This window comes from Brevibacterium zhoupengii, assembly GCF_021117425.1.
Lineage (GTDB): Bacteria > Actinomycetota > Actinomycetes > Actinomycetales > Brevibacteriaceae > Brevibacterium > Brevibacterium zhoupengii.
In genome coordinates this window covers 2,054,782-2,072,693 of the sequence record NZ_CP088298.1, presented here as the reverse complement: position 1 = coordinate 2,072,693, position 17,912 = coordinate 2,054,782, and the positions used below count along the sequence as shown (strand labels likewise).

The 17,912-nt window shown below is 61.0% G+C and carries 15 protein-coding genes and 3 tRNA genes; 10 read left to right on the top strand and 8 right to left on the bottom strand.

Annotation, left to right across the window (positions count from 1 at the left end):
- Nucleotides 1-153: 153 nt before the first annotated feature.
- From LQ788_RS09410 to guaB1, 5 genes are all read right to left on the bottom strand, one after another.
- A tRNA-Arg gene (locus tag LQ788_RS09410) sits at nucleotides 154-229 on the bottom strand.
- An 87-nt stretch (nucleotides 230-316) separates the two neighbouring features.
- A complete protein-coding gene (locus LQ788_RS09405) occupies nucleotides 317-1,354 on the bottom strand; it encodes a M15 family metallopeptidase (RefSeq protein ID WP_231447089.1) in 1,038 nt (345 codons plus the stop codon).
- A 277-nt stretch (nucleotides 1,355-1,631) separates the two neighbouring features.
- Entirely contained in the window at nucleotides 1,632-2,687 is a 1,056-nt protein-coding gene (locus tag LQ788_RS09400; protein ID WP_231447087.1) for a hemolysin family protein, read from the bottom strand.
- On the bottom strand, nucleotides 2,687-4,015 hold the full coding sequence (locus tag LQ788_RS09395; protein ID WP_231447085.1) for a hemolysin family protein: 1,329 nt from the start codon (nucleotides 4,013-4,015) through the stop codon (nucleotides 2,687-2,689). The genes LQ788_RS09400 and LQ788_RS09395 overlap by 1 nt, the downstream gene beginning before the upstream one ends.
- 131 nt (nucleotides 4,016-4,146) lie before the next feature.
- The gene (guaB1, locus tag LQ788_RS09390) at nucleotides 4,147-5,604 is read right to left on the bottom strand and encodes a GMP reductase (protein ID WP_231447083.1); all 1,458 of its coding nucleotides are present in this window, start codon (nucleotides 5,602-5,604) and stop codon (nucleotides 4,147-4,149) included.
- Between the two features lie 101 nt (nucleotides 5,605-5,705).
- Here guaB1 and LQ788_RS09385 point away from each other — a divergent pair, with 101 nt between their 5' ends.
- The 3 genes from LQ788_RS09385 (at nucleotide 5,706) to LQ788_RS19950 (ending at nucleotide 10,229) form a co-directional block, all read left to right on the top strand.
- The gene (locus LQ788_RS09385; protein WP_231447081.1) at nucleotides 5,706-9,467 is read left to right on the top strand and encodes a multifunctional oxoglutarate decarboxylase/oxoglutarate dehydrogenase thiamine pyrophosphate-binding subunit/dihydrolipoyllysine-residue succinyltransferase subunit; all 3,762 of its coding nucleotides are present in this window, start codon (nucleotides 5,706-5,708) and stop codon (nucleotides 9,465-9,467) included.
- Entirely contained in the window at nucleotides 9,464-10,078 is a 615-nt protein-coding gene (locus LQ788_RS09380; RefSeq protein ID WP_231447079.1) for a GDSL-type esterase/lipase family protein, read from the top strand. The genes LQ788_RS09385 and LQ788_RS09380 overlap by 4 nt, the downstream gene beginning before the upstream one ends.
- 76 nt (nucleotides 10,079-10,154) lie before the next feature.
- Nucleotides 10,155-10,229: a 50S ribosomal protein bL37 gene (locus LQ788_RS19950; RefSeq protein ID WP_373270343.1), complete on the top strand. Its 75-nt coding sequence runs from the start codon at nucleotides 10,155-10,157 to the stop codon at nucleotides 10,227-10,229.
- Between the two features lie 102 nt (nucleotides 10,230-10,331).
- On the opposite strand, the gene rsrA is transcribed toward LQ788_RS19950, so the two are convergent.
- Nucleotides 10,332-10,604 carry a mycothiol system anti-sigma-R factor gene (gene rsrA / locus LQ788_RS09375; RefSeq protein WP_231447077.1) on the bottom strand — a complete coding sequence of 91 codons (273 nt, stop codon included), beginning with the start codon at nucleotides 10,602-10,604 and terminating at the stop codon, nucleotides 10,332-10,334.
- Nucleotides 10,601-11,239 carry a sigma-70 family RNA polymerase sigma factor gene (locus LQ788_RS09370; protein WP_394801338.1) on the bottom strand — a complete coding sequence of 213 codons (639 nt, stop codon included), beginning with the start codon at nucleotides 11,237-11,239 and terminating at the stop codon, nucleotides 10,601-10,603. Before LQ788_RS09370 ends, rsrA begins: the two co-directional genes overlap by 4 nt.
- 168 nt (nucleotides 11,240-11,407) lie before the next feature.
- Between LQ788_RS09370 and LQ788_RS09365 the strand changes: the two genes are divergently transcribed.
- Genes LQ788_RS09365 through LQ788_RS09345 form a run of 5 tightly spaced genes read left to right on the top strand, consistent with a single transcriptional unit; the run spans nucleotide 11,408 to nucleotide 16,393 of the window.
- A complete protein-coding gene (locus LQ788_RS09365) occupies nucleotides 11,408-11,905 on the top strand; it encodes a DoxX family protein (RefSeq protein WP_231447072.1) in 498 nt (165 codons plus the stop codon).
- Nucleotides 11,898-13,214 carry a 3-phosphoshikimate 1-carboxyvinyltransferase gene (aroA, locus tag LQ788_RS09360; protein WP_231447070.1) on the top strand — a complete coding sequence of 439 codons (1,317 nt, stop codon included), beginning with the start codon at nucleotides 11,898-11,900 and terminating at the stop codon, nucleotides 13,212-13,214. Before LQ788_RS09365 ends, aroA begins: the two co-directional genes overlap by 8 nt.
- Before the next feature lies 1 nt (nucleotide 13,215).
- The gene (gene rsgA / locus LQ788_RS09355; protein WP_231447068.1) at nucleotides 13,216-14,259 is read left to right on the top strand and encodes a ribosome small subunit-dependent GTPase A; all 1,044 of its coding nucleotides are present in this window, start codon (nucleotides 13,216-13,218) and stop codon (nucleotides 14,257-14,259) included.
- 9 nt (nucleotides 14,260-14,268) lie between these two features.
- Nucleotides 14,269-15,075 (top strand): histidinol-phosphatase, encoded by an 807-nt coding sequence (hisN, locus tag LQ788_RS09350; protein WP_231447058.1) that lies wholly within the window; start codon nucleotides 14,269-14,271, stop codon nucleotides 15,073-15,075.
- A gap of 46 nt (nucleotides 15,076-15,121) precedes the next feature.
- Nucleotides 15,122-16,393 (top strand): aminotransferase class I/II-fold pyridoxal phosphate-dependent enzyme, encoded by a 1,272-nt coding sequence (locus tag LQ788_RS09345; protein ID WP_231447056.1) that lies wholly within the window; start codon nucleotides 15,122-15,124, stop codon nucleotides 16,391-16,393.
- 160 nt (nucleotides 16,394-16,553) lie between these two features.
- On the opposite strand, the gene LQ788_RS09340 is transcribed toward LQ788_RS09345, so the two are convergent.
- Nucleotides 16,554-17,102, bottom strand: a complete 549-nt coding sequence (locus LQ788_RS09340) for a YceI family protein (protein ID WP_231447054.1) — start codon at nucleotides 17,100-17,102, stop codon at nucleotides 16,554-16,556.
- A 189-nt stretch (nucleotides 17,103-17,291) separates the two neighbouring features.
- Here LQ788_RS09340 and LQ788_RS09335 point away from each other — a divergent pair.
- Nucleotides 17,292-17,365, top strand: a tRNA-Met gene (locus tag LQ788_RS09335).
- A 311-nt stretch (nucleotides 17,366-17,676) separates the two neighbouring features.
- Nucleotides 17,677-17,750, top strand: a tRNA-Met gene (locus LQ788_RS09330).
- The last annotated feature ends 162 nt before the right edge of the window (nucleotides 17,751-17,912 follow it).

The window sequence follows — 17,912 nt, the reverse complement described above, 5'->3', positions numbered from 1 at the left end:
CGTCAACCTGAGTTCAGGCGAAGGCGTTCGAACCCCCACTCCCCCGGGCTGCCAGCCGAGAGCTCTAATGCGTACTTCAGTGCGTACTCTCCAGGATCGCCACTATAAAAGAAAGGCCCCTGATCAACGTATCCGCTGATCAGAGGCCTTACATGGTGCCCGCGACAGGATTCGAACCTACGACCTTCTGCTCCGGAGGCAGACGCTCTATCCACTGAGCTACGCGGGCAACGGATGCAATGCTATCACCGACCTGTGGTGCTTCCCAAAACGAAACCGCGTGCAATCGAGACTCGATTGCACGCGGTTGTCAGTATCAGGCGCCCTTGAGATCCTTGCGGCCCGGAACGTATTCCCAATGCCAGAGTTCGTAGGCGTTGCGCTTTGCCCAGTCGGGGTTCTCCCAGCCATATTTATCGGCGTTGGCCACGAGCCAGTCGTACTGCACACCGGTGCCGTTCTGAGTTCCCGCACCGAGGTCCAGCGCTATTCCCCAACCATGGTTGGAGGTGCCCGGACGAGCGGCGAATCCCGGCTTGCGCTCAGCGACAGAGATCTGGGCGTCGAGAGAACGGTAGGAGTCAGTGACTGCCAGCTCCTTGCCTGTGTCCTTTTTGAACGCTGCGTTCATCTTCGCAAAGGACACAGCTGCGTCGGAGCGCAGCTTATGGTTGCCGACGCCGATCTCGCACAGCCATTCCTCGGGGACCTCACCGTTCGAGGCATTACCCTTCGGTGCTTCGCCCTCACATCCGGGCAGCACGGTCTTTGTGATGGCACGCGATGCGGCCTCCACTTTGGTCTGCTTGGCGCTCGGTGCGCCGATAGCCATGCTCGTCTTCTCATCATCTGCCTTGATGTCAGCGGAGACGGACTCAGAGTTGATGGCGCGGGGCTGTGAATCGGCAGCGGTCTCGTCGACCTTGACTTCCTGGTTGCCGGTCATGTTGCCGGCGACCATCACTGCTGCGATAGCGGTCCCCGTCACGGAGACGGTTGCCAAAGCGGAGAAGGTCGTCACACGACGGCGACGCACGGAGCGCAGCAGTGATCCATCGGATCCGCGGCTGCCCATGCGAGCGGCGACGAAAGCGGAACCACCGTGGTCGGGACGTGCTTCGGCTTCCCTGGCCATCGCGGCCCGACGCGGCGAACCGGCGGTCGCTCTGGCCTCAGCTGCCATCGCGGCGCGGCGCGGCGACAGTGGTGCTGAGGGAGTCGAATCCGAGTGCTGCGACACCGATGTCGCACCCTGCTTGGATAAGACGGATGGGACGCGTGAAGAGGTGTGCTGCTTGCGCAGATCGCGCCGGCGGACCGGTAGCGCCTCTGCGGTCGAGGACTCACTCGACATATTACTCCGTACTGTTGTCCGTATTTCGGCCGCCATGTACCCCGGCGAACGAAAACCTTATGTCACAACACTATAACGACCTCGTTACAGATTGTCACTTTCCGTTCACACTTGGCGTGTGACCTGGGATTTCACCGTTTTTTCACCATGTCGGGGCGTCATGGCGCGTGAATTTCCAGGCCTTGGGAGGCGAGCTTCGTAACATATTGTTACAAAGCAACAGCCCATTCAATGACCTGTGTCACGGTTGCATTTCCGAATGTGCCTGACTTCATGCTCAGTATTCGTAGCGACCCCGCTGCATGGCGTCCTGAACTTCGCCGACAAGCTCTTCGAGGACGTCTTCGAGGAACAGCAGACCCAGCACGCCGCCCTCTGGAGCGAGGACCCTGGCTACGTGGATGCCGGCTTTCTGCATCTGAGACAGAGCCTCTTCCACCTCGTCACTCGCGGTGACAGTGAAAAGAGGGCGGAATCGCTTCGCTGGAATCGGCGCACCGTACTCGAGCCGACTGTCGGCGTAGAGAACATCCTTGATGTGGAGATAGTCCTGCGGGTATCCGTCCTCGTCGACGACGAAATATCGGGAGAAACCGGTCTTTCCAACCAGGGTGACCAATTCATCGGGCGTCACGGTGGAGGAGATGGTGATCAGCTCCGACATGGGGACCATGATGTCTGCCGCGGTTTTGTCGCTGAATTCCAGCGCGCCCTTGAGCAGCCCGGTGTCGTCAGTGAGCAGGCCTTCGCGCTTGGATTCGGCGACGATCGATTCCACCTGCTCGATCGTGAACGCCTCGTTGACCTCATCACGCGCCTCAACTTTGAAGAGGTGCAGAATCGAGTTGGCCAGACCGTTCAACGGTTTGATGACGAAGCCGAAGACTCGGGACAGGAACACCAGAGGTGGCGCCAACAGCATCACTGCGCGCGCTGAAGTCGCCAGAGCCAGATTCTTCGGCACCATCTCCCCGATCACCACGTGCAGGTAGGTGACGACGCCGAGCGCCAGAATGAACGAGATCGTCGACGACAGCCCCGCCGGGATGCCCAGACCCTCAAGAGGCCCGGACAGGAGGTGATGAATAGCCGGCTCCGCGACATTGCCCAGCAACAGGGAGCAGACGGTGATTCCGAGCTGACAGATCGCCAACATCACCGAAACGTGCTCCATCGCGTAGAGAGCGGTCCGAGCTGCGGACGACCCCTCCTGCGCTCTGGGTTCGAGCTGTGAGCGTTTGGCCGCGACCACCGCGAATTCGGCAGCCACGAAGAAAGAGTTGCCTAGGAGCAGGACAACGAGCCAGACGAGCCCCATCCAATCAGCGCTCATCAGAAGTCACCACCCTGTTCATAGCCGACGGCGTCGGTCGCGCGGAGGAGTATCCGCAGTCTTTCGATCCGGCGCCCGTGCATTCGCTCGACACGGATGAGTGCGTCGTCGGTGCGGACCTGATCTCCAGGTTCTGGGATTCGCCCCAATTCCTTCAGCACGAAGCCCGCCAGAGTCTCATAGTCAGAATCTTCGGGGATCTCGAGCCCGATCGTCGACGAGACTTCGTCAGGTCGAAGTTGTCCCGGCACGATCCATGTGCCATCGCGGGCCGGTCGCGCTGCCACACGCATACGGTCGTGTTCGTCAGCAACTTCGCCGACGAGCTCCTCCACCACGTCTTCAAGCGTCACGACGCCCGCGGTGCCGCCGAATTCGTCAACGACGACAGCCATCTGCAGTCCTTGGGCCCGAAGTTCCATGAGGAGCGGGTCCAGCAGCAGGGTTTCGGGAATTTCGGTCACCTCGGTCATCAGCCCACCGGCATATGCATCGTCTCGGTTCGCCAATGGAACGGCGAATGCCTGTTTGACGTGGACGACCCCGACGATATGGTCTTTGTCTTCTCCGGCGACGGGAAATCGGGAGAACCCAGTCTCTCGAGCCTGTTCGATGATCGCTCGCGCCGTGGTGTCCTTGACCACCGACGACATGCGGGTCCGTGGGGTCATCACATCTTCGGCGGTGCGCTCGGAGAAGCTCAGCGTCCGCTCGAGAAGGTCGGCAGTCTGCTCGTCGAGCATTCCCTCTTCAGCCGAGTGACGCACCAGAGAGGTCAGTTCCTCCGGCGAACGCCCGACCGATCCCTCTTCCTGAGGTTCGATCCCGAAGGACAGCAGGATCTTGTTCGCTGTTCCATTGAGCACACTGATCACGGGTTTGAAAGCGATCGAGAAGACGTACTGCATCGGTGCAGCGATGCGCCCAGTGGCCAAAGGCACTGCTATTGCCAGATTCTTGGGCACCAGTTCGCCGAATATCATCGACAGGAACGTGGACACGATCAGTGCGATCGTCAGAGCGATCGGGGCTGCGAGCCCCGAGCTGAGTCCCAGAGATTCGAAGACCGGGGCCAAAAGCTTGCCCAGGGACGGCTCCATCAGGTAACCGGTCAGCAGGGTGGTGATTGTGATCCCCACCTGAGCCGCTGACAGCTGGGTGGACAGGTGCGTCATCGAACGTCGCAGCGTCTTAGCTCCGACGACACCGTCCTCCACCGCTTTGTCGGCGGTGTGACGGTCGAGCGTGAGAAGAGAGAACTCGGCAGCGACGAACACGCCGGTGCCGCAGATGAGGAGCAGCGCTAACGCGAGGTAGAACCATTCCATCAGTGACGATCCCTGCCGTTCGCGGTCAGGAGATCACGGTGAGTGTTGCGATCGAGCCTCAGGGGGTGAGGGTCGTCGTCTGGGGCGCCGGCTTCCCGCCGGCAGGGACTGTCACTGTGCATGATTTGATCTTACCAACTCCGAGACAAGGGCCGGCCCTCGTCATATCCGGCGGCACTCTGGACGCCGACCGTGGCGAGTTCGGCGAATTCTGCGAGACTACGGGCTCCTGCATAGGTGAACGAGCTGCGCACGCCCGAAGTGATCCCGTCGAGAAGGTCCTCAACTCCAGGAGATTCTGGGTCAATGTACATCGTCGACGAAGAAATGCCCTCTTCGAACAGACCCTTACGCGCGCGGGAGAATGCAGACTCAGTGCGTGTCCTGTTCGCCACCGCTCGCGCCGAGGCCATACCGAAGCTTTCCTTGTATCGGCGACCCTCACCATCGACCAGAAGGTCTCCCGGCGATTCATGAGTACCGGCGAACCACGAGCCGACCATGACCTGCGATGCTCCTGCTGCCAAGGCCAGTGCCACGTCGCGAGGATAGCGCACTCCCCCATCTGCCCACACATGTGCGCCCAGCTCTCGAGCCGCCTCGGCGCATTCGCGCACCGCAGAGAACTGCGGACGGCCGACAGCTGTCATCATGCGCGTGGTGCACATGGCGCCGGGGCCGACTCCGACCTTGATGATCTGAGCGCCGGCCGACACGAGGTCGCGAACACCGTCAGCGGTGACGACATTGCCGGCGACGATGGGCACTCCCAGGTCTGCGGCCGCAATCGAGCTCAGGGTATCGAGCATCTTCACCTGGTGCCCGTGCGCAGTGTCGACGACGAGGACATCGGCACCAGCCGCGACCAGGGCCGAAGCGCGTTCGACGGCGTTGCCGTTGACTCCGACCGCGACTGCGATCTTCAATCTGTTCTGATCATCGAGGTTGGGGGCGTAGATCGACGAGCGCAGCAGCGATTTGGGAGTCAGCGACCCCAGTACCCTGTCATCATCATCGACCACGGCTGCGAACGGTGTCCTGGACTCGTTCATGGTCTCGAACAGCGACTCCAGCTGCGCATCGTCTGACCAGTCGACGTCTGAGGATCTGATCACATACGGTGTCGCTTCGAGCAGTTCGGATACCGAGGTGAACCGGTCGACGCCCTTGAGGTTGGCCGAATCGATCACTCCTTCGAGCGTGCCTGCCTCGTTGACGACGACTCCGAAGCCGTGAGCGCGCTTGGCCAGAACGTGCAGCGCGCTCAGAACAGTGTCGTCAGGGGAGAAACGCAGCGCCGAATCGAAGACGCGATCCCGACCCTTCACCCACTTGATGGTGTCCTGAGCCGCAGTCAGGGGAATGTCCTGCGGCAAGACTGCAAGACCACCTCGGCGGGCCATGGTCTCTGCCATTCGACGCCCGGAGACGGCGGTCATATTTGCGGCCACGATCGGCGTTGTCGACCCGGTCGGATCGGTCGTCGACAGGTCGACATCGAAGCGTGAGGTCAGTGAGGACGAATTCGGAACCAGGAACACATCCGAGTAGGTCAGATCATTATTCGGGTCATTTGAGATGAAACGCATAACACTATTGTCCCCTATGCGGACATACGTGGGCACATCGCGTTAGGCTGGTCATGTCGTTAAGCAGCAATTCTTGAATCAGGAAGTAGGCGATCAACGCCGTGTCCGTCAATACTCCGAACCGCACCGTCGACGACTTCGGGTCGAATGAGTGGTTGGTCGAGGAATTGTATGAGCAGTACAAGTCCGATAAGAACTCCGTCGACCAGTCATGGTGGCCGTTCTTCGACAAGTACGAAAAGAACGGGGATGGAGCAGCAGCGAAGACTGCCAAGGCCCAACCCGCCGCAGAGACCAGCGCCAAGTCGGCTGCGAAGTCAAACTCCAAAGCAGCACCAAAGGCTGCTGCGAAATCCGCAGACAAGTCTGCCAACGCGAAGGCAGACACTGTGACAGATGACAGTCCCCGCGGAGTCTCCCCTTCCTCGGCTCAGACTGAGACCCTGAAGGCAGAGACGAAGTCCGTGCCGAAGGTCGTGGTGAAGGACACTGAGCCCAAGCCGGCTCCCGAAGAGACCGTCACTCCGCTGCGCGGTCCGGCGAAGCTCATCGCCAAGAACATGGACGATTCGATCGAGGTTCCCACGGCCACGTCCGTGCGCGCGCTGCCGGCGAAGGCTCTCATCGACAACCGCATCGTCATCAACTCCCATCTCAAGCGGACCCGCGGTGGAAAGGTCTCCTTCACCCACCTCATCGGCTTCGCCGTCATCCGGGCGCTGCAGAACTTCCCCTCGCAGAACGTGTCCTATGACATCCGCGACGGCAAGCCGGTCATGGTCTCCCCCGCGCATATCAACTTCGGCCTCGCGATCGACGTCCCGAAGAAGGACGGGTCGCGCACACTCCTGGTGCCGAACGTCAAGAAGGCCGAGACCCTGACCTTCCGCCAGTTCGTCGACGCCTACGACGGTCTCGTCGACAAGGCACGGCAGGGAAAGCTCACCGCAGATGACTTCGCGGGCACCACTGTCTCGCTGACCAACCCCGGTGGAATCGGAACCGTGCACTCTGTGCCGCGTCTGACCAAGGGCCAGGGCTGCATCATCGGCGTCGGAGCGCTTGACTACCCGGCAGAGTTCCAGGGTGCCAGCCAGAACACCATCAACAAGCTGGCTGTGTCCAAGGTGCTCACGCTGACCTCCACCTATGATCACCGCGTGATCCAGGGCGCAGGCTCCGGTGAATTCCTCAAGCTCATCCACGGCTACCTCCTCGGTGAGGACGGCTTCTACGACGATGTCTTCGAATCACTGCGTCTGCCCTACGAGCCCGTGCGCTGGGTCCCCGATGTCTCTGCCGAGGACCAGGACGATGTCAATAAGACCGCGCGCGTCATCGAGCTCATCGATGCCTACCGCACCCGCGGGCACCTCATGGCCAACATCGACCCGCTCGTCTACCGGCAGCGCTCGCACCCTGACCTCGACATCAACCAGCACGGCCTGACCCTGTGGGATCTCGAACGCGAGTTCCCCACCGGTGGTTTCGGTGCCAAGCCGATGATGCCCTTCCGCAACATCCTCGGTCTCCTGCGTGAGAGCTACTGCCGCACTGTCGGCTTCGAGTACATGCACATCGCCGATCCGCTGCAGCGTCGCTGGTTCCAGGCCAAGATCGAGGTACCCCACCAGGAGCTCACACGCTCCGAACAGGGCCACATCCTGGGCCGCCTGAACGCAGCCGAAGCGTTTGAGACCTTCCTGCAGACGAAGTACATCGGACAGAAGCGCTTCAGCCTCGAGGGCGGCGAATCGGCCATCGTCCTCCTCGACGAAGTGCTCAACCAGTCGGCAGACTCCGGCATGGAACAGGTCGCCATCGGCATGGCCCACCGTGGACGTCTCAACGTGCTCACCAACATCGCAGGCAAGTCCTATGCGCAGATGTTCCGTGAGTTCGACGGAACCATGTCCCCCGACAGCGTTCAGGGCTCCGGCGACGTCAAGTACCACTTGGGCACTGAGGGATCCTTCACCTCTCCTGCCGGCAACTCGACCGATGTCTACGTCGCCGCCAATCCCAGCCACCTCGAGACCGTGGATCCGGTCCTCGAAGGCATCGTTCGCGCCAAGCAGGACTTCATCGACCAGGGCGAGGCCGGTTTCACCGTCCTGCCCGTGCTCGTCCACGGTGACGCAGCATTCGCTGGTCAGGGCGTCGTCACCGAGACGCTCAACCTTTCGGAGCTGCGTGGCTACCGCACCGGTGGAACGATCCACATCATCATCAACAACCAGGTCGGCTTCACCACTCCTCCGGCCTCGGCTCGCTCCTCCTTCTACTGCACCGACGTTGCGAAGTCGATCAACGCACCGATCTTCCACGTCAACGGGGATGACCCCGAAGCCGTTGTGAGAGCAGCACGACTCGCGTTCGAATACCGTCAGGAATTCAACCGCGACGTCATCATCGACCTCGTCTGCTACCGCCGCCGCGGACACAACGAGGGCGACGATCCATCGATGACGCAGCCGCTGATGTACTCCCTCATCGAGAAGAAGGGGTCGGTGCGCAAGCTCTACACCGAATCGCTCGTCGGCAGGAAGTGCATCACCGACGAGGAGGCCAGCGAGGCGCTCAAGGACTACCAGTCGAAGCTGGAGTCGGCGTTCGCTGAAACCAAGGAAGCCGAGACCGGTTCCTACGAGGGCGATGCCTTCAACGCGCCGCATGTGCCCAGCGACATCGAGGCCTACAACAACGCCGAGACGGCAATCAGCTCAGAGACTCTGCAGCATATCGGTCAGACTTTTGCCGATGTTCCCGAGAACTTCACGATCCACAAGAAGCTGCGTGCCCTCCTGGAGAAGCGCAAGGAGATGTCGCTGTCAGGCGGCATCGACTGGGGCTTCGCCGAGCTTCTGGCCTTCGGGTCACTGCTCATGGACGGAATTCCCGTTCGCCTCGCTGGTCAGGACTCGCGTCGCGGCACCTTCGTGCAGCGTCATTCGGTGCTCATCGATGCCGTCAACGGCAACGAGTGGACACCGCTGCAGAACCTCAGCGACGAGCAGGCGCGGTTCTGGGTCTACGACTCACTGCTGAGCGAGTACGCAGCGGTCGGCTTCGAGTACGGATACTCGGTCGAACGCAAGGATGCCCTGGTCGCGTGGGAAGCCCAGTTCGGTGACTTCGCTCAGGGCGCTCAGTCCGTGATCGACGAGTTCATCTCGTCCTCAGAGCAGAAGTGGCAGCAGAACTCCGGTGTTGTCATGCTCCTGCCTCACGGATACGAAGGACAGGGTCCCGACCACTCCTCGGCTCGCATCGAGCGCTACCTGCAGCTGTGCGCAGAGTCGAACATGACGGTGGCTCTGCCGTCGAATGGCGCATCCTACTTCCACTTGCTGCGCCGCCACGCGATGACGACGAACAAGCGTCCGCTCATCGTCTTCACCCCGAAGTCGATGCTGCGGCTCAAGGCTGCTGCGAACTCTCCCGAGGATTTCACCTCGGGAACTTTCCAGCCCGTCATCGACGATTCCGTCGTCGATCCCGATCAGGTCGACCGCGTTGTGATGGTCTCCGGCAAGCTCTACTGGGATCTGTTGGCGCAGCGCGAAAAGCGCGAAGACACGACGACGGCACTGATCCGCGTCGAGCAGCTCTACCCGCTCGATGAGGACTCCATCAAGTCTCTGCTCGAGCGCTACCCTGCCAGCGCACAGTTGGTCTGGGCCCAGGAAGAGCCGGAGAACCAGGGTGCATGGCCGTTCATGGCGCTGAACATGCCGCAGCTCCTGGGTGATCGTGAACTCACCGTGATCTCGCGTCCAGCCTCGGCTGCTACTGCTACCGGACTCAAGCATGTCCATGAAGTCCAGCAGCAGGAAGTCATCGACAGGATCTTCCGCCGGTGAGCTCCGTGACTCCAACGACTGTTGCTGTGGTCGGCGGCCCTTTGGTCGCCGGTCACGGTGATGGCCGTGGCCTCGGGTGGGTGGGACGTGTCACCGCCAGGACACTGCCCAGCCTGCCCGATCTCAGAGTCTTTCCTCTGGCAGTTCCGCACGAGGACTCCTCAGGTCTGCATGCTCGCACCATCGCCGAGGCGTCCCTGAGGTTCTCCTCCGACGGCGACAATCGCTTGGTGCTGGCTTTGGGATCCGGCGATCTCGATTCTGGTCGGTCCGTTACCCGTGCTCGACTCGATGTCGCCAACGTGCTCGACGAAGCGCTGGCTCGGAAGGTCTCCGCCTTCGTCATCGGCCCTCCCCCGGAGTACAACTCCGACCGGAACCGTGGGATCGCAGAACTCAACACGAGCTTCTCAGATGTCGCAAAGCGACGAGGCATCGCCTATGTCGATACGTTCACCCCATTGCTCGGTCATCCCGTGTGGCAACGTGAGATCGCTTCCTCGCGAGACCATCTTCCTGCTCAGGAAGGCTATGGCCTCCTCGCGTGGCTGGTCCTGCACCGTGGTTGGTTCCCGTGGCTGGGAGTACAAGACGCCATGGGCGATTCCTGATCATCGTCGAGTAGGGACACTTTGCCCAGGCACAGTGGTCATGAAAGAATGAAACATCTAGTGAAGGAGTGTAGTCATGAGCAAGCGCAGCCGTAAGCGTCACGACCGTCGTCGTTCCAACGCGAACCATGGTAAGCGTCCGAACGGCTGATTCTTTCGAATCAACCAGGACATGTGAAGAGGGCGGGGAGAATGATCATTCTCCCCGCCCTCTTCTGCTGCCTCTGACAGTTCCGATGCCGCTATCAGGCGATCAGACTCCGGTGCCCGGCCACACCGTCTGTTCGGTGGCGATCCGCTGGCGAATCTTCTCACGCAGACCCATCGGTGCCTGCTCCCGGCTGCAGGATCTGCGCACCAGTTCCTTGAGCAGCGCCTCGATCTCGTATTCGTCGTGACACGACGGGCAATGCTCGAGATGGACAGAGATCTCGCGGATCTCTGTCGTCGTCAGTTCGCCATCAAGATAGTGGTAGATGCGCATCAGAGATTCAGCGCGCACGTTCTCACAGCATTCATCGCTCATTTCGCACCTCCCGCAGATTTGGAGAAGCCACGATCCGCTGCATAGTCTGCCAGCATCTCTCGCAGCTGACGCCGACCACGGTGCAGACGCGACATCACGGTGCCGATAGGCGTATCCATGATCTCAGCGATTTCCTTGTACGGCAGACCTTCGACATCGGCATAGTAGACAACCATGCGGAAGTCTTCAGGCAGTTCCGACAGAGCATCCTTGACATCAGAGTCCGGAAGATGGTCGAGAGCCTCGAGCTCCGCTGAGCGACCTCCCGAAGAGGAATGGCTCGCCGCTTGGGCGATCTGCCAGTCCTCGATATCCTCACCGCCGTGCTCCTGCGGCTGCCGCTGCTTCTTCCGGTAGTTGTTGATGAAGGTGTTCGTGAGAATCCGGTACAGCCATGCTTTGAGATTGGTTCCCGGCTTGTACTGATGGAACGCCGCATAAGCCTTCGCGTACGCCTCCTGAACGAGGTCTTCGGCATCGGCGGGGTTGCGGGTCATTCGCAGCGCAGCTGCGTAGAGCTGATTGAGATACTCCAGAGCGTCACGCTCGAAACGGGCCGAACGCTCGGCCTTGGTCTCGGGGACTTCTTTGACTGATTCGGTCATCGTAGTCAATGGTACGCCCGTTCTCTCCAGGACGGCAGTGGCGTTCACAGACTTCTCCTTCTGCCTATCGACTCGACACCGGCCAGGCTCGCCCTCACCGGTGCGTATTCTCTGATTCAACACCGGGGCGAGGCCCCACTATTCCCGGACAACCGTTATGCTTGCCAGTGAGATGCCCGACACGTAGGAAGGACCATAGTGTCTCCAATCAGATTCCTCGCACGGCCCATGCTGGCCGCCGGTTACATCAGCAACGGTGTTGACCGTCTGCGTCGCCCGGAAGCAGCGGCCGCATCGATCGGCCCGTTGCTCAACCTGGCGCGCAAACAGATCGACGTGCCCATCGATGCTCCTACCCTGGCACGTGCAACCGGAGCGGCCCAGGTCGCTGCGGGCTCGCTGCTGGCCATCGGCCGGTTCCCACGCGTGAGTGCCACGATCCTCGTCGGCACCTACCTCCTCGACACCGTCGGTGAACGCATCGCAGCGGAGAAGGCCACGTCGAAAGACGATAAGCGGGCACGCACTGAGCGCACGCTGATTCGCACCTCGATGCTCGGCGGCGCATTGCTGGCCAGCGTCGACACGGCTGGTAAGCCAGGACTCTGGTGGCGCACACAGCATGCTGCGGAAGATCTCTGGTCCTCAGTCGAAGACACCTCCAAACAAGCGATGAGTGCGCTTGGCGTTGACTGACACACCCGATCTCACTGCACCCGCCACCGGCGACTGGCTTGCGCCGGTCGCCGGTGGCGGCGTCACTGCAACTGTCAGCGTTCCCGGCTCGAAGTCTCTGACGAACCGCTATCTCGTCCTTGCTGCGCTGGCTGAATCGAATTCGGTCATACGAGGATGGCTGCGCAGCCGTGACACGTTGCTCATGATTGAGGCATTGAGAGCTCTCGGTGCCGACATCGACGAAGTCGACGGCAGCCTTCAGATCACACCCATCGATTTCTCCGCACAGCGCGAGGGTCCTCCGATCACCATCGACTGCGGCCTAGCCGGAACAGTGATGCGCTTCGTTCCCCCACTCGCAGCCGCCACCGGACGAGAGGTCGTCCTCGACGGTGATGCGCAGGCCAGGGTCAGACCGATGTCTGTCATCATCGATGCCCTGACCCACCTCGGCGTCTCCATCACCGCAGAGGACAATCTGCTGCCGATGACGATCCATGCTCAGTCCGACCTGCGCGGTGGACACCTCGAGATCGATGCCAGCGCCTCAAGCCAGTTCGTCTCGGGGATGCTTCTGACTGCTCCGGCCATGCCCCTGGGAATCGAACTCGTCAACCGCGGCGAGAGCGTGCCCAGCCGAGCCCACGTCGATATGACACTGGAAGTCCTCGCCGATGCCGGGGTCGACGTCACCGAGCCCCAGCCTGAACACTGGGTCGTCGAGCCGGGACTGCCGCGCGGACTCGATGTCCAGGTCGAACCAGACCTGTCCAATGCGGCAGCCTTCGTCGCTGCCGCTCTGGCCACCCAGGGAGACGTCACCGTCCTCGACTGGCCGGCGCATACAACCCAGGCCGGCGATGGGTTCCGAAGCATCATCGAAGCCTTCGGCGGCACCACAACCCTGGACAGACACGGTCTCCGGGTCCAGGGACCGACGGTTCTGCAAGCCGTCGACCTCGACCTCTCCGCCATCGGCGAACTCACACCAGTGGTTGCCGCCCTGGCAGCCATGGCCGAGGGGACCTCGAGGCTGACTGGCATCGGCCACCTACGCGGACACGAGACTGATCGGCTATCTGCGCTGCACCGCGAGCTCAGTGCCATCGGCATTCACGTCGTTGAGCAGTCGACGTCGCTGACGATTACCGGCGCAAGACCACGCTCCGGGATGTGGCACACATACAACGATCACCGGATGGTCATGGCCGGCGCCCTTCTGGGACTCCGCGTTGACGGTCTGGTCATCGAAAACGCCGACACTGTGGCGAAGACATTGCCGGAATTCACCCAGCTGTGGGAAGCCATGCTGAGTCGGCTGGCCTGAGATGTCACGGATCTACCGCGACGAGGACTATCGTCCTCGGCCGAACAGGCGCGGCTCCAGACCGCGGACGAAGAACAGACCGAACCACGATGCAGCCGTCGAAGGTCTCGTCACTGCCGTTGACCGTGGGCGCTATCGTGTCGTCGTCGCCGATGGCACGGGTACGGGTACGCGCCCGGATGATTCCAGGTCGGATGAAGCTACGTCCAAGGTCACGGCCGTAAGGGCTTCTCACCTGCGCAAAGACGCTGTCGTTCCCGGCGACATCGTCAAGCTGGTCGGCGACACGTCAGGCAGCAAGGGCTCCCTTGCGCGCCTGGTCGAGATCACAAAGCGACGCACTCTGCTGCGCCGCAGCGCCGACGACACAGATCCGACGGAACGTGTGATCGTAGCCAATGTCGATGTCATGGGGATCGTCACTGCAACGGAGGACCCTGAGCCCTCGTTCGGACTTATCGATCGGGCACTGACGGCGGCTTTCGACGCTGGAATCACTCCCCTGCTCATCGTCACCAAAACCGATCTGAAACCAGCTGATGAGATCATACGAAGGTTCTCGGCGACTGGAGTCGAGATCGTCTCCTCAGGTCTCAGTCCTGACGGAAGACTCACCGATGCAGCTGTCTTCGATCGACTGCACGGTCAGATCAGCGTGTTGATCGGACACTCGGGGGTCGGCAAATCAACCCTGATGAATGCTCTGGTCCCTCGCGCAGAGAGAGCCACCGGCCATGTCAATGATGTGACCGGACGTGGCCGCCACACCTCGTCCTCTGCGGTCTGCCTCCCACTAGATGGAGGAGGCTGGCTCGTCGACACCCCTGGAGTCCGCAGCTTCGGACTTGCACACGTGGATCGGGACACGCTGATCTCGGCTTTCCCAGAGCTTGTCGAGGCCACAGCCGAGTGTCCGCGCGGATGCACTCATAAGGCAGACGCACCAGGCTGTCGGCTCGATGCCTGGGTCAGCGAGGGCAACGCAGGACCTGGTGGAGTCTCACGGTTGGAGTCACTGCGCAGGCTGCTGCCCACGACTGGATAGGGTGGAGGCATGAACGATCTCGACCTGGCAACCGAACTCGCCGACCTCGCGGACTCCATCAGCTACCACCACTTTGTGGCCCAGGACTTCACCGTCGAAACCAAACCCGACCTGACACCGGTCACCGAATGCGACCGGGCTGTCGAAGCGGCAATCGTGGACGGAATCAAGCGTGAACGCCCGGATGACAGCGTTCTGGGCGAAGAGTTCGGATCCCAGGGCACCTCGCCGAGACGGTGGATCATCGATCCGATCGACGGCACGAAGAACTATGTCCGAGGTGTGCCAATCTGGGCGACACTGATCTCGCTCTACGACGGACAGACACCAGTCCTCGGCATGGTCTCAGCGCCCGCTTTGGGTCGACGCTGGTGGGCCGAGGCTGGTCAGGGTGCCTTCACCTCGGCGCTGGGAGAACCTGCCCGTCAGATACACGTATCTGCCGTCGATTCCCTCGAGGACGCTTCGATGTCGTACGCCTCGCTGTCAGGGTGGAAGCAACTGGGAATCCTCGATGAGTTCCTCGGTCTCTGTGATTCTCTGTGGCGAACTCGAGGCTACGGCGACTTCTACTCATATATGCTCCTCGCCGAGGGCGCAGTGGACCTCGCATGCGAACCGGAGTTGGAGCTCTACGACATGGGCGCGCTGACCCCGATCGTGCTCGAAGCGGGCGGGACCTTCACCAATACCGCTGGCATCGCCGGGCCATTCGGCGGCAACGCTCTCGCAAGCAACTCAAAGCTTCACGAATCTGCCCTCGATCGGCTTGGCCGCGTCGCGCCAGCGTCGGTGCGCACCGACGCACAGGCGTGAGAACGATCGGCCACCCAGGAATCGCTGAAGAAGAAAAGGAAGACAGATGCCCGATGTGATGCGTGCCGATCTGTGGCACTCGATGGCAGATGCAGCCGGCCTGATCAATGCTGACGGAACGATCGGCGAAACGATCTACGGTCAGATGACAGCATTCGCTGCCCAGACCGGCGCAGTGAATCTGGGCCAGGGAGCACCAGGTACCGATGCTCCCGCTGAGCTCATCGACACTGCTGCCCAGGCCATGCGTGAGGGCTACAACCAATACGCGCCCGGTCAGGGGTTTCCCGCGCTCCTCGAGGCCGTGGCCGAACAACGCCATCATGATTTCGGCCAAGAAGTGTCTCCACAGCAGGTGCTCTATACGTGTGGGGCGACAGAAGGCCTCACCGCAGCGATTCTGGCTCTGCTCCCCCGGGGCGGGACGGTCCTCACCTTCGAGCCGTACTACGACTCGTACCCAGCTGCGATAGCCGCCGCCGGCGGAACACTCGTCACCGTGCCGATCCTGCCGACAGATGACGGTGGATTCGCACCCAATTGGGTGCGCTTCGAGGAAGCTGTGGCCGCGGCCGAGTCCTCTCCCTCGATCATCCTCATCAACACACCTCACAATCCGACCGGTTTCATGTTCAGCGGTGAGGATCTGGCTCGAATCGGCGATGCCGCGGTCAGGGTCGATGCTTGGGTCCTCACTGACGAGGTCTACGAGCAGCTGGTCCTCGACGGCACGCCCCATGTACCTCCGGCCGTAGCAATCGAGGACAGTGCACGAGTCGTCACAGTTTCCTCGGCGGGCAAATCCTGGAACGCGACTGGTTGGAAGATCGGCTGGGTGATTGCCGAACCCGAAGTCAGAAAGGCCATTCAAGCGGTCAAACAGTTCCTCACATTCACAGCGAGCGGCCCCATGCAGGTCGGACTGGCGCGCACTCTGACCGGGGACTCAACCTTCATTGCCGATAATCGTAAGTCGTTGCAGCACAGAGCCGAGGTCTTGGTGCCGGCCTGCCGTGCCGTCCCCGGAGTCATCGCGTCGACTCCGGCCGCAGGATACTTCACCGTCGTCGATTTCTCGGCTCTGACAGATCTGGACGCGTTCGAACTCAATGAACTGCTGGCACGGCGTTTTTCCCTCGTCGGAATACCAGTACCCGCACTGTGCAGGCAGGGGTCGCCTGCGCACACCGCCTACAGATCATCCATCCGCTATTCGTTCTGCAAATCACCTGGCGATGTTGAGCGAGGGGCGCAGCTGTTCAATCAGCTCGCCACCGAATTGCGCCTCAACCCGAATACGCTGCGCGCCCACACCTGATCACCACACCCCTGTCAGCGGTACAGGTCGGAAGTCCGTGCCGGAAAACCATAGAGCAGGGGGCGGACCGCATTAGTGCGATCCGCCCCCTGCTCTTTTCGTCAGCCCTGCCCGAGAATCAATTTCTCAGCACCGAGGTGCCTTGGCAGTTTCAGGAGATTCAGGCCTTGACGAGTTCGAGTTCCAGTTCGATCTTGATCTTGTTGGACACCAGCAGCTCGCCGCCGCCGAGAACTGCGTTGAACTCCATGCCGAAGTCCTTACGGTCGACCTTGGACGATGCCGAAAGGCCTGCAACCTGGTTTCCGTTGGGATCGGTGGCAACTCCGCTGAATTCGGTGGAGAAGGTGACTTCCTTGGTCACTCCGCGCATTGTGAGCTCTCCGACCAGGTCGAACTCATCGTTGCTCGAGGCTTTGATCCCGGTGGAGTTGAAGGTCAGCTTGGGGTTGTTCTCAGCCTCGAAGAAGTCACCGCTCTTGAGGTGTCCGTCGCGCTGAGGATTGCGAGTGGAGATCGATTCGACGTCTGCCTCGGCACTGACCGAGCTGTCCTCGAGGGTCTCACCGACGGTGACGCTGCCGGCGATATCCTCGAAATGTCCGCGGACCTTCGAGACACCAGCGTGGCGAGCGGTGAATGTGAACTCGGAGTGCACCGGGTCGATGTTCCAGATTCCTGCGGTGAGTCCCTGTGGAAGAGCAGTCATGATTTCTCCTTTTGGTTGAAATTTGAAGTACAAGAATGACTATAGTTTATCTTTCAACCACTTGCAAGCCTGCACGCGAATCTTTTTTACTGTGCGCATCCGGGGTGAACGGCAAGCGTCCATGTGGCAGACGTCACGCGACTTCGGTTTGTCCTGCAGGAAACTGCTCGTGTAGAGTTGAGAACACGACGCGGGGTGGAGCAGTTCGGTAGCTCGCCGGGCTCATAACCCGGAGGTCGCAAGTTCAAATCTTGCCCCCGCCACGTTGTGAATGTGCCGCAGCATCGTATACACGATGTTGCGGCACATTTTTTGTCTCCGCCTGGGTCAGGCCAACCCACGGGGCTCGGCGACTCAACCATGCGATCTCAACAATCGCATCCCCTGCTTTCCCCACCTGCACTCCCCCTCTTCTTCGATTGCCTAGGCACCATGGCCATCCCGTCTCGTGCGCCACTCGCCTGGGCCATACCGTGGCTCTGAGGTCGCAGATACCCACGGCCCAGCGCGCGGAAAGCGCCCCGATTATGCTTCTGACTAGCAAGGACGTAGTATTTACCAAGTAAACAAACGCCGCGGGGTGGAGCAGTTCGGTAGCTCGCCGGGCTCATAACCCGGAGGTCGCAAGTTCAAATCTTGCCCCCGCCACGAAAGTGGCAGAACCCCCATCCATTGGATGGGGGTTCTGCATATTCACACGCGCAGTGTCCCCTGATGCACACCAACAACCACCTATCACCCTCAACAGGACTTCACCTGCGGGTCTATGGTGGAAGAGACGCTTACGTTCACACTCAACCAAGGTGAGAA

Excerpts from the sequence above, each read along its gene's own strand:
- LQ788_RS09405 (WP_231447089.1), bottom strand. The coding sequence starts at position 1,354 with ATGTCGAGTGAGTCCTCGACCGCAGAGGCGCTACCGGTCCGCCGGCGC.
- LQ788_RS09400 (WP_231447087.1), bottom strand. The coding sequence starts at position 2,687 with ATGAGCGCTGATTGGATGGGGCTCGTCTGGCTCGTTGTCCTGCTCCTA.
- LQ788_RS09395 (WP_231447085.1), bottom strand. The coding sequence starts at position 4,015 with ATGGAATGGTTCTACCTCGCGTTAGCGCTGCTCCTCATCTGCGGCACC.
- guaB1 (WP_231447083.1), bottom strand. The coding sequence starts at position 5,604 with ATGCGTTTCATCTCAAATGACCCGAATAATGATCTGACCTACTCGGAT.
- rsrA (WP_231447077.1), bottom strand. The coding sequence starts at position 10,604 with ATGAGCGATGAATGCTGTGAGAACGTGCGCGCTGAATCTCTGATGCGC.
- rsgA (WP_231447068.1), top strand. The coding sequence starts at position 13,216 with ATGTCACGGATCTACCGCGACGAGGACTATCGTCCTCGGCCGAACAGG.
- hisN (WP_231447058.1), top strand. The coding sequence starts at position 14,269 with ATGAACGATCTCGACCTGGCAACCGAACTCGCCGACCTCGCGGACTCC.
- LQ788_RS09345 (WP_231447056.1), top strand. The coding sequence starts at position 15,122 with ATGCCCGATGTGATGCGTGCCGATCTGTGGCACTCGATGGCAGATGCA.
- LQ788_RS09340 (WP_231447054.1), bottom strand. The coding sequence starts at position 17,102 with ATGACTGCTCTTCCACAGGGACTCACCGCAGGAATCTGGAACATCGAC.